Origin of the sequence: Pinisolibacter aquiterrae, assembly GCF_019160155.1 — a bacterium.
Taxonomy (GTDB): Bacteria; Pseudomonadota; Alphaproteobacteria; order Rhizobiales; family Ancalomicrobiaceae; genus Pinisolibacter; species Pinisolibacter aquiterrae.
Window position 1 is genome coordinate 61,450 of record NZ_JAFNIH010000044.1, and the last position, 13,918, is coordinate 75,367.

At 68.6% G+C, this 13,918-nt stretch carries 11 protein-coding genes and 1 tRNA gene; 7 read left to right on the forward strand and 5 right to left on the reverse strand.

Features of this window, described 5'->3' with window-relative positions; genetic code table 11:
• Window positions 1–43 precede the first annotated feature (43 nt).
• From mnmE to J3S89_RS19100, 5 genes are all read left to right on the forward strand, one after another.
• On the forward strand, window positions 44–1,393 hold the full coding sequence (gene mnmE, locus J3S89_RS19080) for a tRNA uridine-5-carboxymethylaminomethyl(34) synthesis GTPase MnmE (protein ID WP_217929595.1): 1,350 nt from the start codon (window positions 44–46) through the stop codon (window positions 1,391–1,393).
• Window positions 1,394–1,486: 93 nt separating this feature from the next.
• On the forward strand, window positions 1,487–3,370 hold the full coding sequence (mnmG, locus tag J3S89_RS19085; protein ID WP_217929596.1) for a tRNA uridine-5-carboxymethylaminomethyl(34) synthesis enzyme MnmG: 1,884 nt from the start codon (window positions 1,487–1,489) through the stop codon (window positions 3,368–3,370).
• 35 nt (window positions 3,371–3,405) lie between these two features.
• On the forward strand, window positions 3,406–4,086 hold the full coding sequence (gene rsmG / locus J3S89_RS19090; RefSeq protein WP_338019802.1) for a 16S rRNA (guanine(527)-N(7))-methyltransferase RsmG: 681 nt from the start codon (window positions 3,406–3,408) through the stop codon (window positions 4,084–4,086).
• Window positions 4,086–4,913 carry a ParA family protein gene (locus tag J3S89_RS19095; RefSeq protein ID WP_217929597.1) on the forward strand — a complete coding sequence of 276 codons (828 nt, stop codon included), beginning with the start codon at window positions 4,086–4,088 and terminating at the stop codon, window positions 4,911–4,913. The genes rsmG and J3S89_RS19095 overlap by 1 nt, the downstream gene beginning before the upstream one ends.
• Before the next feature lie 93 nt (window positions 4,914–5,006).
• Window positions 5,007–5,828, forward strand: a complete 822-nt coding sequence (locus tag J3S89_RS19100) for a ParB/RepB/Spo0J family partition protein (protein ID WP_217930217.1) — start codon at window positions 5,007–5,009, stop codon at window positions 5,826–5,828.
• 89 nt (window positions 5,829–5,917) lie between these two features.
• Here the strand turns inward: J3S89_RS19100 and holA are convergent, their stop codons facing one another.
• The 3 genes from holA to leuS form a co-directional block, all read right to left on the reverse strand.
• The gene (gene holA / locus J3S89_RS19105; protein ID WP_217929599.1) at window positions 5,918–6,955 is read right to left on the reverse strand and encodes a DNA polymerase III subunit delta; all 1,038 of its coding nucleotides are present in this window, start codon (window positions 6,953–6,955) and stop codon (window positions 5,918–5,920) included.
• A gap of 68 nt (window positions 6,956–7,023) precedes the next feature.
• Window positions 7,024–7,575, reverse strand: a complete 552-nt coding sequence (locus J3S89_RS19110; RefSeq protein WP_217929602.1) for a hypothetical protein — start codon at window positions 7,573–7,575, stop codon at window positions 7,024–7,026.
• Window positions 7,562–10,183, reverse strand: coding sequence for a leucine--tRNA ligase (gene leuS, locus J3S89_RS19115; RefSeq protein ID WP_217929604.1), 2,622 nt, complete (start codon window positions 10,181–10,183; stop codon window positions 7,562–7,564). The genes J3S89_RS19110 and leuS overlap by 14 nt, the downstream gene beginning before the upstream one ends.
• Window positions 10,184–10,432: 249 nt before the next feature.
• On the opposite strand from leuS, the gene J3S89_RS19120 reads away from it, so the two are divergent.
• A complete protein-coding gene (locus J3S89_RS19120; protein ID WP_217929618.1) occupies window positions 10,433–11,095 on the forward strand; it encodes a YggS family pyridoxal phosphate-dependent enzyme in 663 nt (220 codons plus the stop codon).
• Between the two features lie 240 nt (window positions 11,096–11,335).
• On the opposite strand, the gene J3S89_RS19125 is transcribed toward J3S89_RS19120, so the two are convergent.
• Both J3S89_RS19125 and J3S89_RS19130 read right to left on the reverse strand, forming a co-directional pair.
• Window positions 11,336–11,884, reverse strand: coding sequence for a L,D-transpeptidase family protein (locus tag J3S89_RS19125; protein ID WP_217929620.1), 549 nt, complete (start codon window positions 11,882–11,884; stop codon window positions 11,336–11,338).
• A 228-nt stretch (window positions 11,885–12,112) separates the two neighbouring features.
• Window positions 12,113–12,188: transfer RNA gene (locus J3S89_RS19130), tRNA-Thr, on the reverse strand.
• A 183-nt stretch (window positions 12,189–12,371) separates the two neighbouring features.
• Here J3S89_RS19130 and leuC point away from each other — a divergent pair.
• The gene (gene leuC, locus J3S89_RS19135; RefSeq protein WP_217929628.1) at window positions 12,372–13,775 is read left to right on the forward strand and encodes a 3-isopropylmalate dehydratase large subunit; all 1,404 of its coding nucleotides are present in this window, start codon (window positions 12,372–12,374) and stop codon (window positions 13,773–13,775) included.
• Window positions 13,776–13,918: the final 143 nt, after the last annotated feature.

The window sequence follows — 13,918 nt, forward strand, 5'->3', positions numbered from 1 at the left end:
GCGCCCGGGGAACATTAGGGCTTTCGACCGAAAGGAACAGGGTGTGGTTTCGGGCGGCACGACGACGATCTATGCGCTGGCGAGCGGGGGGGCGCCCTGTGGGGTCGCGGTGATCCGGGTCAGCGGGCCGCGCTGTCGATTCGTCCTCGAAACGATGGTCGGTTCGATCCCGGCGCCCCGGGTCGCGACCCTGCGATCGATTCGGGACCGAACGGGTTCGACGATCGATCGGGGGCTGGTCCTGTGGTTGCCGGGGCCGGGGTCCTTCACCGGCGAGGACACGATCGAGTTTCAGGTGCACGGCAGCCGGGCGGTGATCCGCGCGCTGACGGCGGCACTCGGCGAGATCGAGGGTCTGCGTCCGGCGGAGGCGGGCGAGTTCACCCGGCGCGCCTTTCTCACCGGGCGGATCGATCTCACCGAGGCCGAGGGGCTCGCCGATCTTCTGACGGCCGAGACCGAGATGCAGCGCCGTCAGGCGCTGGCGCAGAGCGAGGGCACACTGCGACGGCTCTACGAGGGCTGGCGCGAGGACCTGATCCGCGCCCGGGCGATGATCGAGGCGGATCTCGACTTCGCCGACGAGGAGGACATTCCAGGTTCGGTGATCGACCAGGCGATGGCGACGGTCGCGGGGCTGCGGCGTGCGATCGCCCTTCATCTCGCCGACGATCATCGCGGCGAGCGCCTGCGTTCCGGCCTGATGGTGGTGATCCTCGGGCCGCCGAACGCCGGCAAGTCGAGCCTCCTCAATGCGCTCGCCCGGCGCGACGTGGCGATCGTCACCGACGAGGCCGGGACGACGCGCGATCCGATCGAGGTGCATCTCGACCTTCGGGGCTATCCGATTACTCTGGTCGATACGGCGGGCCTGCGCGAGGCGGAGGGCAAGGTGGAGCGGGAGGGCATCCGCCGGGCGCTCGACCTTGGGCACTCGGCCGATCTGATCCTGTGGGCCCAGGCGGCGGATCTCGCCGACGGCGGTCCGGTTCCGGTGATGGATTGCCCGATCTGGCGGGTCGATGGTAAGGGAGATCTCGCGACGGGAGCGGCCGCGACGGTGGTCGTGGATCCCGGCGACGATCGGGTGGTTCGACGGTTCGCCCTCTCGACGGTCACCGGCGAGGGACTCGATGCGCTGATCGAGGCGCTCGGGGGTTTCGCCGCCGACCGGATGGCGATCGAGACCGTGGTTCCGACGCGGGAGCGGCATCGCTCGGCCTTGGTCGCAGGGGTCGAGGATCTCGAACAAGCGATTCGATTCCGGAACGATCCCGAGATCGCGGCGGATTTCCTGCGTCGCGCCGGGGATCACCTGGGCCGGATCACCGGCCGGATCGACGTCGAGGATCTGCTCGACACGATCTTCGGGTCGTTCTGCATCGGCAAATGAGGCTCGCGTCGCGCCTCCGATGTTTCACGTGAATCACTCGATTCGAAAGCGATACGATCGGCCGCGCGGACCGATGCGGACAGGGACGAAGGCATGAAGTCGGATTGGGACGTCATCGTCATCGGCGGCGGGCATGCCGGCACCGAGGCCGCCGCCGCCGCGGCACGCGTCGGCGCGTCGACGCTGTTGTTGACGCAGAAGCGGGCGACCATCGGTGCGATGTCCTGCAACCCGGCGATCGGCGGGCTCGGCAAGGGTCATCTCGTCCGCGAGATCGACGCGCTCGGCGGGGTGATGGGGCGTGCGGCCGATCTCGGTGGCATCCAGTTCCGTCTTCTCAACCGGCGCAAGGGGCCGGCGGTGCGGGGACCGCGGGCGCAGATGGATCGTCGTCTCTATGCGAGTGCGGTGCAGGAGATCCTGAGCGGGACCGACGGCCTTTCCATCGCCGAGGGCGAGGCGGGGCGGTTGATCGTCGAAGCCGGCGCGGTCGTCGGTGTCGAGACGCGCGACGGCGCGCGCCTCACCTGCCGGGCGGTGGTGGTGGCGACCGGGACCTTCCTCAACGGGGTCATGCACGTCGGCCATCGGCGCTCGCCGGGCGGCCGGGTCGGGGATGCGGCGGTCACCGGGTTCTCGGACGGTCTCGCGGGCGCCGGGCTTCGCTTGGGACGGCTCAAGACGGGAACGCCGGCGCGGCTCGATGGGCGGACGATCGACTGGGACCGGCTCGAGATGCAGGACGGCGACGCCGATCCGGTGCCGTTCTCGATGCTGACGGCGGCGATCACGCGACCGCAGATTCGCTGCGGCATCACGCGCACGACCGGGGAGACCCACCGGATCATCCGCGCCAATCTCGAGCGCTCGGCGATGTACGGCGGGCAGATCGACAGCCGGGGGCCACGTTATTGCCCGTCGATCGAGGACAAGATCGTCCGCTTCGGCGACCGCGACGGGCATCAGGTGTTTCTGGAGCCGGAAGGGCTCGACGATCCCACGGTCTATCCCAACGGGCTCTCGACCTCGCTGCCGGCGGATGCGCAGGAGGCGATGTTGCGGTCGATCCCTGGTCTCGAACGGGTGGAGCTCTTTCGGCCCGGCTATGCGATCGAATACGACCATGTCGATCCGCGTGGGCTGCGGTCGTCGCTCGAGGTCGATGGTGCGCGGGGGCTTCATCTCGCCGGGCAGATCAACGGCACCACGGGGTATGAGGAAGCGGCGGCGCAGGGGCTCGTCGCCGGGCTCAACGCGGCGCGTTCGGCGGCCGGGGTGGAGCCGGTCGTGTTCTCGCGAGCGGAGAGTTACATCGGCGTGATGATCGACGATCTCGTGACGCGTGGGATCACCGAGCCTTATCGGATGTTCACTTCGCGGGCGGAGTTTCGTTTGAGCCTGCGGGCGGACAACGCGGATCGCCGTCTCACGCCTCGAGGGATCGCCTGGGGGTTGGTCGACGCGGAGCGGCGGTCGGTGTTCACGACGCGGCTGGGCGAGATCGAGGCCTGTGAGGCGCGCCTGCGCGCGATCAGCCTGACGCCGACCGAAGCCGAGCGCGCGGGAATCAATCTCAATCGCGACGGCCGGCGGCGCAGTCTCTTCGAGATCCTGGCGCATCCGGAAGTGACCTTCGAGACGGTGCGGCGGTTCTGTCCCGAACTCGAAACGGTTTCCGATTCGGTTGCGGAACAAATCGAAATCGATGCGAAATATGCGGTCTATCTCGATCGCCAACACGACGATCTCGAGCGTCTGCGGCGGGACGAGCAGGTCGCCCTTCCGGACGATCTCGACTATGCCTCGCTGCCGGGGCTTTCCAACGAGATGCGTCAGAAGCTCGCAGCGACGCGGCCGCAGACCCTCGGGCAGGCGGGGCGGATCGACGGCATGACGCCGGCGGCGCTGACGCTGGTTCTCGCACATGTGCGCAAATGGGGCCTGCGAGACGTGGCGGCGACGGCCGCGGGGATCTAATCTGAGGGACCTCCTCGGATTGATTCGGATCAGACATGACTTCGATGGTCGACGGGATCGCTGCGGTCGAAGCGATCGCACCCGTTTCACGTGAAACAGCCGAACGGCTCGGGATCTATGTCGATCTTCTGCGCAAATGGCAGAAGAGCCAAAATCTCGTCTCGCCGAACACTCTGCCGATGGTGTGGGCGCGCCATGTCGCCGATGCCGCCCAGACCCATGCCTTGCTTCCCGAGGCGCGGCGCTGGATCGACTTCGGTTCGGGCGCCGGCTTCCCCGGGCTGGTGACGGCGATCTTTCTCGCCGACGTGCCGCAGGCGCGGGTTCATCTGGTCGAGAGCAACAAGGGCAAGGTCGCGTTCCTGAGAACCGTCGCGCGGGAGACCGGGGCGCCGGTCACCGTCCACGCCGAGCGGATCGAGGCCTTCAACGCGCATTTCGACGAGGCGGTCGAGGGCGTGTCGGCGCGCGCGCTGGCGCCGCTGGTCGATCTGGTCGCGATGGCGGAACAACATGTTGCGCGCGGTGCGGTCGCTGTTTTCCACAAAGGACAAGATTTTGCGTCGGAGGTGCGCGAAGCCACTCTATCTTGGGACCTGGATCTGGTAGAACAGATCAGTCGGATCGATCCGGCAGGGCGCATGATCGTCGTTCGCCGGATCGCCGCGAAACCGCGGAATTCCCGTCAAGAGATTGTCGGACGGAGCACTCCCTGATGGCCAAGCTCAACAAGTCGCCTCGTGTCCTCGCGCTCGCCAACCAGAAGGGCGGCGTCGGCAAGACCACGACCGCGATCAACCTCGGCACCGCTCTTGCGGCGATCGGCGAGGAGGTTCTGATCCTGGATCTCGATCCGCAAGGCAATGCCTCCACCGGCCTCGGGATCGATCGGCGCTCGCGCAAGCGTTCGACCTACGACGTCCTCGTCGGCGATTCCAGCCTCGACGACGTCCTGATCGAGACGGCGGTGCCGCGCCTCTGGGTCGCGCCGTCGACGCTCGATCTGCTCGGCGTGGAGCTCGAGATCGCGTCCAGCGCCGATCGCGCGTTCCGGCTGCGCAAGGCGGTGTCGGACTACATCTCGACGGTGCCGGAGGATCGCCCGCACTTCTCTTATGTGCTGGTCGATTGCCCGCCGTCGCTCAACCTGCTGACGGTCAATGCGATGTGCGCGTCGCATTCGGTGCTGGTACCGCTCCAGTGCGAGTTCTTCGCGCTCGAGGGCCTGTCGCAGCTCCTGTCGACGGTCGAGCAGGTCAAGACCACGCTCAATCCGGAACTGTCGATCCACGGCATCGTGCTGACCATGTACGACAGCCGCAACAATCTCTCGGGTCAGGTGGTGGCCGACGTGCGCGAGCACATGGGCGACACGGTCTACGAGACCATCATTCCGCGCAACGTGCGCATCTCGGAAGCGCCCTCGCACGGCAAGCCGGCGCTGCTCTACGATCTGAAGTCGGCGGGCAGCCAGGCCTATCTGCGCCTCGCCTCGGAGATCATCCAGCGCGAGCGCCGCTTCAAGGCCGCGGCGGCGGCCTGACGATCGGTCCGGAGCGCAACGACAGTCGAACGGGAGGGTCCGGTGGAAGAACGCAGACGGTTGGGCCGCGGCCTCGCGGCACTGCTCGGGGACATGGCCGAGCCGGAGACGATGAGCGAACAGGCGCGGGTCGGCTCGAAGCGGGTGCCGATCGATCTGGTCCATCCCAATCCGCGCAATCCGCGCCGTTCCTTCGCGGAGGCCGATCTCGGCGATCTCGCCCAGTCGATCCGCGAGAAGGGCGTGGTGCAGCCGATCCTGGTGCGCCCGGCTGCCGGTCGCGCCAATCACTTCGAGATCATCGCCGGCGAACGGCGCTGGCGCGCCTCGCAGCGGGCCGGGCAGCACGAAATTCCGGTCATCGTCCAGGACGTCTCCGACAAGGAGGCGCTCGAACTGGCGATCATCGAGAACGTTCAGCGCGCCGATCTTAACCCGATCGAGGAGGCCTTCGGCTACGAACAACTGATCGCCGAATTCGCCTATACGCAGCAGGATCTGGGGCAGGTGATCGGCAAGAGCCGTAGCCATGTCGCCAATACGCTGCGGCTTCTGAAGTTGCCGGAGTCGGTCAAGGAACATCTGCGCGAGGGTCGACTCACGGCCGGTCACGCCCGCGCACTGGTGACGGCCACGGATCCCGAGGGTCTGGCCGAGCGGATCGTCGCCGACGGGCTGACGGTGCGTGACGCGGAGGCGTTGGCTCAGGCGCCGGCGGCGGGCGAGGCACCGAAGCCGGCCAAGGCGAAGCGCGCCAAGGATGCCGATACGATCGAGCTCGAGAAGACGCTCTCGGATCTTCTGGGGCTATGGGTTTCGATCGACCACAAGGCCGACGGGACCGGCAAGCTCGAGGTCAAATATCGGACGCTCGAGCAGCTCGACGATCTGGTCCGACGGCTGAAGAACGGCTGAGCGAAATCGAATCGGAAGCGAGACGACGGGGTGGCCTTCGGGCCGCCCTTTTTGCGTTCGGAGGCCCGGGGTGGGTGTTCGGGGTCGGTTCAGCGGCGGTCGGCGGCGCGCGCGGCGCGGGCGAGCGTCAGCGCGGCGTCGGAGACCACGGCGGTGGCGAGGGCCTGAGTGCGCCGGCTGCGCCACAGCGCCTCGTCGAGGATGTCGAGGGCGCGACGCAGGCGTTCGGGCGTCCACAGGGTGACCTGGCGGGCGATGGCGGGGCGGCGGCGGAAGAAGATCGGCGGCTGAACCCCGGCGACGACGTCGGCGGCGTTGCGGCCGGCGGTGACCTCGGCGCGCAGACGCTCGAGCAGCTGGAAGTGGCGCTGCAGCATGGTGACGGCGACCGAGGCGGGGGTGCCGGAGGCCTCCAGGCGGCCGAGCAGCCGGTCGGTGGCGGCGGGATCGCCGCCGGCGACGGCGTCGATCAATTCGTCCATGGCGAGCGCGGAGGCGTCGCCGACGATGGCGACGACATCGGCGAGTTCGATCGTCTTCTTGCCGTAGGCATAGAGGCAGAGCTTGCGCAACTCGCCACGGGAGGCCATGCGATCGCCGCCGAGATGGGCCTCGAGCGCCTGACGGGCGTCGCGGTCGATCCCGAGGCCGGCATCGGCCAGTTCCTTGTCGACGAGCCGGGCGATGTCCTGGGCGGTGTCGGCATAGCAGGGAATCACCGCGGTCGCGGCGTGATCCTCGATCTTCTTGCGGAGCGGTGCGGTCTTCTTGAGGTCGCCGGCCTCGAGCACGACCAGACTGCCGGACGCGGGTTCGTCGAGGAGGGGCTGCACGGCGGGCAGGAGATTGCGGGCGCCGCAGTCGCGCACCCAGACGACCCGGCGCGAACCGAAGAGCGAGACGGTGCGGGCCTCGTCGACGAGGCGCGCGGGGTCGGAGACGAGCTCCACGCCCTCGAGACGGACCAGCGAAAAGGGATCGTCGCCACCGCCGCTGGCGGCCTTGACGATGGCGGCTGAGCGCTCGGTGACGAGGCCGTCGTCGGTGCCGTAGACGAGGACCACCGAGACCCGTTCGCCGGGCTTCTTGAGAAAACCCTCGATCTCGCCGGCCTTGAGGATCGTCATCGATTCGCTCCCGCAACGATCATGTCACCCGCGCCCCGCAGCTCGCGGCGCCTGGGCGCCGGACCGGCTCAAGGGGTCGGATGCTCGGCGAACCAGACGGCGATCTTGGTGCGAATGTCGAGGGCGATGGCGCCCGCGGCGCGGTTTTCGGCATCGCGCTTGGCGCGGAGGTCGGCGAAACGCTGCTGCGAATAATCGTAGGCGGCGTTGGCGAAGGAGGTGCCGGTGACCAGCGTCTGGTCGGTGGCGATCTCGGTCAGAACCCAGCCGGCGGAGACCTGATCGAGATGGGCGCTGGCGAGATTGCTGGAGCGATCGATGCCGACGGCGGTGTCGATCGTCGTGGTGGTGATGTCGAGGCGCCAGCGCGGCCGATCGGGCTCGCCGGCGCCGGAGCCGAAGCCGAAGACCAGATCGTTGCGGATCTGCTGGCCGATGCGGCCGGGGGCGACCACCTCGATCCGGCTCAGGGCGGCGCGGGTCTCGCCGCCGGCGGCGGAGCCGTAGAGCGGGCGGATCCCGCCGGCGCCGCACCCTCCGAGACCGAGGAGGGCGACGAGCGCCAGGGCCGGGCCGACGAGCGCGCGCGGGCGACGGGATCTGATCTCAGGCGACGACATTGACGATCCTCGCGGGTACGACGATGACCTTCTTCGGCGGCTTGCCGTCGAGGGCGGCCTGAACCGCCTCCAGCGCCAGCACGGCGGCTCGGACCTCAGCCTCGCCCGCGTCGCGGGGCACCGTCAACTCCGCGCGCTTCTTGCCGTTGATCTGGACCGGCAGCGTGATCGTGTCGTCGATGACCAGGGCGGCGTCGACCTTCGGCCAGGGCGCATCGGCGACGAGACCGGACCGGCCGAGCTCCGCCCAGCATTCCTCGGCGAGGTGGGGCATCATCGGCGCGACCATGCGCACCAGGGCGTCGAGCGCCTCGACCAGCGCCCGCGCGAGGCCGGCGTCGGCCTTGACCGCATCCGGGGTCGCGACGACGCGCCCGACGGCGTTGGCGAACTCGTAGAGCCGGGCGACGGCACGGTTGAAGCCGAGCTTCTCGATGTCGTCCTCGACGGCGGCGATGGTCTTGTGGGTGGCCTTGGCGAGGGCCAGGGCGGCGGCCGAACGCTCGCCGGCCTCGCTCGCAGCGGCGGTGAGGGCGGTGCCGTCGCAGACGAGGCGCCAGACGCGCTGGACGAAACGGTGAGCGCCCTCGACGCCGGCCTCGGTCCAGATCACGTCGCGATCGGGCGGGCTGTCGGAGAGGACGAACCAGCGGGCGGTGTCGGCGCCCCAGCCGAGGATGATGTCGGAGGGATCGACGGTGTTCTTCTTCGACTTCGACATCTTCTCGATCGAGCCGATCTCGACCGGGCCGGAGCCGTCCTTCATGCGGGCGGTGCGGCCGCCTTCGACCTCGTCGACGACGATGTCGGCGGGCGAGACCCAATGGCCGTCCGGACCCTTGTAGGTCTCGTGGACGACCATGCCTTGCGTGAAGAGGCCGGCGAAGGGCTCGTCGAGGCCGACGTGGCCGGTCGCCTTCATGGCGCGGGTGAAGAAGCGCGAGTAGAGTAGGTGCAGAATCGCGTGCTCGATGCCGCCGATGTACTGATCGACCGGCAGCCAGCGGTCGGCGACGGCGCGGGTGGTCGGCGCTTGCGCGTTCCACGGGTCGGTGAAGCGCGTGTAGTACCAGGACGAATCCACGAAGGTGTCCATGGTGTCGGTCTCGCGCCGGGCCGGCTTGCCGCACTTCGGACAGGCGACGTGCTTCCAGGTCGGGTGATGGTCGAGCGGGTTGCCCGGCTTGTCGAAGGTGGCGTCGTCGGGCAGCAGAACCGGCAGATCGGCGGTGGGCACGGGCACCGTGCCGCAATCGTCGCAGTGGATCATCGGGATGGGGCAACCCCAATAGCGCTGCCGCGAGATCAGCCAGTCGCGCAGGCGGAAGTTCACCTTGCGGGCGCCCATCGGGGCGCCGTCGAGGTCGCGCGCCTCGAGACGGTCGGCGACCTCGTCGAAGGCGGCGTCGGTGCCGAGCCCGTCGAGGAAATCGGAATTGAAGAGCGTGCCCTCGCCGTCGACGGCGACGTCTCCGACCGTGAAGGACGCGGGATCGGCGCCGGCCGGGAGCACGACGGGCGTGACCTCGAGGCCGTATTTGCGGGCGAAGTCGAGGTCGCGCTGGTCATGGGCCGGGCAGCCGAAGATGGCGCCGGTGCCGTAGTCCATCAGGATGAAGTTGGCGACCCAGAGCGGCAGGGTCTTGCCCTCGATGAAGGGATGCTTCACCCGCAGTCCGGTGTCGTAACCTTCCTTCTCGGCGGTCTCGAGCACCGCGACGGAAGTGCCCATGCGCCGGCACTTCTCCTGGAAGGCGGCGAGCGCGAGATCCTTCTCGCCCAGCGCCTTGGCGAGCGGGTGATCCGGCGACATCGCCATGAAGGAGGCGCCGAACAGCGTGTCGGGGCGGGTGGTGAAGATCTTCAGCGTGGTCTCGCCGGTCGGGCCGGGGGTGGCGAGCTCGAAGCGGACCTCGAGGCCGACCGACTTACCGATCCAATTGCGCTGCATCAGCCGGACCTTGTCGGGCCAGCGATCGAGCGTGTCGAGCGAGGCGAGCAGCTCCTCGGAGAAGGCGGTGATGCGGAAGTTCCACTGCACCAGCTCCTTCTGCTCGACGAGCGCGCCGGAGCGCCAGCCGCGGCCGTCGATGACCTGCTCGTTGGCGAGCACGGTCATGTCGACCGGGTCCCAATTGACCTTGGAGGTGCGGCGATAGGCCAACCCCGCGTTGAAGAAATCGACGAACATCTTCTGCTGGTGGCGATAATAATCGGGATGGCAGGTCGCCACCTCGCGCTTCCAGTCGAGCGAGAGGCCCATGGCCTTCAGCTGGCCGCGCATGTAGTCGATGTTCTCGTAGGTCCATTTGGCGGGATGGACCTTCTTCTCGATGGCGGCGTTCTCGGCGGGCAGGCCGAAGGCGTCCCAGCCCATCGGGTGGAGCACCGAGAAGCCCTTGGCGCGCTTGTAGCGGGCGACCACGTCACCCATCGTGTAGTTGCGGACGTGACCCATGTGGATGCGCCCCGACGGGTAGGGGAACATCTCGAGGACGTAGTACTTGGGGCGGCCGTCGTCGTTCGACGTGGCGAAGACCTCGCCGTCGGCCCAGATCTTCTGCCATTTCGGTTCGGATTCGCGGGGATTGTAGCGTTCGCCGGCCATGGGTTTCGTCGCAGTCCGTCTTCTCGGGAAAATTCACGGCGGCCGTCGTGCTCGCCGAAGCGGGAAACGGCGCGGGGTCAGTCGGCCGACCTTCATCAGAAAGCACCGCGACGGTCAATGGTCCCGGCGGATTTCGGCCCGATCGCGGCGGTTTCGTCACGGCCGCCGGGGCGCCGCACCGCCCCGGGATGACGGGCTCGCGGGCCGCGTGATAGACCGGGGGCCTCATCTTCGATCCGAGGCCAGCCCATGACCGCCGCGACCCGTCTCGCCGACATCCGCCATCGCATCGCCCGCGCCGAGCGCACAGCGGGGCGCCCCGAGGGTTCGACCACGCTGGTGGCGGTCTCCAAGACCTTTCCGGTCGAGGAGATCCGGCCGGTGATCGAGGCGGGGCAGCGCGTCTTCGGCGAGAACCGGGTCCAGGAGGCGGCGGCGAAATGGCCGCTGCTGCGCGCGGAGACCGACGGGATCGAGCTGCATCTGATCGGGCCGCTGCAATCGAACAAGGCGGCCGAGGCGGTGGCACTGTTCGACGTGATCCACACCGTCGACCGCGACAAGATCGCGGCGGCGATCGCGGCCGAGGGTGTCCGGCAGGGCCGGCGGCCGCGTCTCTTCGTTCAGGTCAACACCGGGCTCGAGCCGCAGAAGGCGGGGATCGATCCGCGCGAGGCGGTCGCCTTCGTCGAGCGCTGCCGGTCGGTTCACGGTCTGGCGATCGAGGGGCTCATGTGCATCCCGCCGGCCGAGGACGCGCCGGCACCGCATTTCGCACTCCTGGCCAAGCTCGCCCGGGCCGCCTCGGTCGACGGGCTCTCGATGGGGATGTCGTCCGATTTCGAGATCGCGGTCGGCCAGGGAGCTACCCACGTGCGGGTCGGCAGCGCGCTGTTCGGTCACCGCGGCTGAGGTGGCGCGTGGGTTGCGCGCGCAACGAGTCGTGACGATCGATTCACCTACGAGATGATTTCGTATCCGTAACGATTGACCGCGAGAGAGACTCGTGGAGCGGCGTTCGCGAGGGTGTCCGATGTCTTGGTGCGCTCGATCGAAACGGCCGTCACGGTGACTCCGCGCGCGATCGGGAGGGGGTGTCGGCGCATGGTGGTTTCGCCGACGATCCGTTCGAGAACGAAACGAGTCCGAGCGTCAGCCGACGACGAGGACGGTGTTTCGGCCGAGGCGCGGCAGCAGGCGGCGCATGTCGGCGATGCGCAGGGCGACGCAGCCGGCGGTCGGCTCCAGCGTCTCGCGGGCGCAATGGAAGAAGATGGCGCTGCCGCGACCGAGGCCACGCCGCCGGATGTTCCAGTCGAGCACGAACACGAGGTCGTAGAGGCCGTCGTCTCGGGCGAGCCGCTCGTGCGACGCCCGGCAGGGCAGGTGGACCGGCCGATTGTAGCGACCGTCCCCGGCGTCGTCGCACCAACCGTCGTCGCGACGGATCGGGACCAGCGCGACGGGTGCCGGTACCGGCAGGCCGCGATCGATTCGGTAGCGACCCGAAAGGATCGCCATGCGCGCGACCGGGGTGGCGCCGTCGCCCTCGCGCTTGAGCCGGGTGAGGCCGGAGCGTCCGAGCGCGCAGGGGAGGGTGAGGCCGGCTCCGGTCAGAAGGCCGCGCTGCGGCCGCCCGGGGAGGGGGCGGACCCGCAGGATCGTCGGGGTCGATTCGGAGGCGGTTCGTTTCGGCGACATCGGCGGAGCCTCGACAGTCCGGTTCGGCGTCCGCGCGCGGGGTGGAACCGAATCGGTTCCGAGACGAGGACGGGGCCGCGAGATCGAATCGGCGCGGCTTCGATCGGCGACGGTAGAACCGGGCCGACACGGACGGAAGCGGAGACGAGGGGAGGGGAGCGTCCACGCGCTCGGACGAACGTTCGACCGCCGAACTTCGGCGTGGGGCGAATCATCGGAGGGGAGAAGTGGTGCCGCGGAAGGGATTCGAACCCCCGACCCCATCATTACGAATGACGTGCTCTACCGGCTGAGCTACCGCGGCGACCTTTCGTCGGTCGCGTGATCGGTCGGGCACGACGCAGCGGGCGTGCGACGGCGATCACGCCGGACGGCCGGCTCGATAGCAACTATCGGCCCCCTTGGCAAGCGTCACGACCCTTTCCCTCGCCGCCATCCTGTTCTAAATGAGCCCCCACGTTTTCCCGTCTCACGAAGGACGCAACCGATGGCTCCGCGCACGCTCTACGACAAGATCTGGGACGATCACGTCGTCGCCACCCAGCCGGACGGCACCTGCCTTCTCTACATCGACCGCCATCTCGTCCACGAGGTGACGAGCCCGCAGGCCTTCGAGGGGCTGCGTCTGGCCGGTCGCAAGGTCCGCGCGCCGGAGAAGACCCTGCTGGTGGTCGATCACAACGTGCCGACCACCGACCGCTCCAAGGGCATCGAGGATCCGGAATCGGCGCTGCAGGTGGCGACCATCGCCAAGAACGCCGAGGACTTCGCGCTCGAATATTACGACGCCTTCGACGTCCGCCAGGGCGTCTGCCACGTCGTCGGCCCCGAGCAGGGCTTCACCCTGCCCGGAACCACCATCGTCTGCGGCGACAGCCACACCTCGACCCACGGTGCCTTCGGCGCGCTCGCCCACGGCATCGGCACGTCGGAGGTCGAGCACGTGCTCGCCACCCAGACCCTGGTCCAGGCCAAGGCGAAGAACATGCGCGTCGTCGTCGACGGCAAGGCGCCGGAGGGCATCACCGCCAAGGACATCGTGCTCGCCATCATCGGCAGGCTCGGCACCGCCGGCGGCACCGGCTACGTCATCGAATACATGGGCGAGGCGATCCGCGATCTGACGATCGAGGGGCGCATGACCGTCTGCAACATGTCGATCGAAGCGGGCGCGCGCGCCGGCCTGATCGCCCCGGACGAGAAGACCATCGCCTATTTCGAAGGCCGCCCGAAGGCGCCGAAGGGCGACAAGTGGGACGCGGCCGTCGCCTATTGGAAGACCCTCTTCTCCGACGAGGGCGCCCATTTCGACGCGGAGATCCGGCTGAACGCCGCCGATCTCAAGCCGAACGTCACCTGGGGCACCTCGCCCGAGGACGTCGTGGCGATCGACGGCGTGGTGCCGAACCCGGACGACATCCAGGACGAGACCAAGCGCGCCTCCAAGTGGCGGGCGCTCGCCTACATGGATCTGAAGCCGGGCCAGAAGATCACCGACATCGCCGTCGACACCGTCTTCATCGGCTCCTGCACCAACGGTCGCATCGAGGACTTCCGCGCCGCCGCCGCCGTGGCGAAGGGTCGCAAGGTGAAGTCCGGCGTCCGCGCCCTCGCCGTGCCGGGGTCGGGCCTCGTCAAGGAGCAGGCGGAGGCCGAGGGGCTCGACAAGATCCTCGTCGAGGCCGGGTTCGAGTGGCGCGAGCCGGGCTGCTCCATGTGTCTGGCGATGAACGCCGATCGGCTCTCGCCGGGCGAGCGGGCGGCCTCGACCTCGAACCGCAACTTCGAGGGCCGTCAGGGCTTCAAGGGCCGGACCCATCTGGTCAGCCCGGCGATGGCGGCCGCCGCCGCGATCACCGGCCATCTCGTCGATGTGCGCGATCTCGCCTGAACGAACGACCATCGCAGAAGTCGAAGGCCGGGGCGCACGCCCCGGCCTTTTTTCGTGGTCGCGGAGCCGTGATCGACGCTCGACACGGGGCCGACACCGCGCGAGCGGCGGTGTCGGAACATTCAACTTTCGATTAGTATCGG

Excerpts from the sequence above, each read along its gene's own strand:
- mnmG (WP_217929596.1), top strand. The coding sequence starts at position 1,487 with ATGAAGTCGGATTGGGACGTCATCGTCATCGGCGGCGGGCATGCCGGC.
- rsmG (WP_338019802.1), top strand. The coding sequence starts at position 3,406 with ATGACTTCGATGGTCGACGGGATCGCTGCGGTCGAAGCGATCGCACCC.
- J3S89_RS19095 (WP_217929597.1), top strand. The coding sequence starts at position 4,086 with ATGGCCAAGCTCAACAAGTCGCCTCGTGTCCTCGCGCTCGCCAACCAG.
- J3S89_RS19100 (WP_217930217.1), top strand. The coding sequence starts at position 5,007 with ATGGCCGAGCCGGAGACGATGAGCGAACAGGCGCGGGTCGGCTCGAAG.
- holA (WP_217929599.1), bottom strand. The coding sequence starts at position 6,955 with ATGACGATCCTCAAGGCCGGCGAGATCGAGGGTTTTCTCAAGAAGCCC.
- J3S89_RS19110 (WP_217929602.1), bottom strand. The coding sequence starts at position 7,575 with ATGTCGTCGCCTGAGATCAGATCCCGTCGCCCGCGCGCGCTCGTCGGC.
- leuS (WP_217929604.1), bottom strand. The coding sequence starts at position 10,183 with ATGGCCGGCGAACGCTACAATCCCCGCGAATCCGAACCGAAATGGCAG.
- J3S89_RS19120 (WP_217929618.1), top strand. The coding sequence starts at position 10,433 with ATGACCGCCGCGACCCGTCTCGCCGACATCCGCCATCGCATCGCCCGC.
- J3S89_RS19125 (WP_217929620.1), bottom strand. The coding sequence starts at position 11,884 with ATGTCGCCGAAACGAACCGCCTCCGAATCGACCCCGACGATCCTGCGG.
- leuC (WP_217929628.1), top strand. The coding sequence starts at position 12,372 with ATGGCTCCGCGCACGCTCTACGACAAGATCTGGGACGATCACGTCGTC.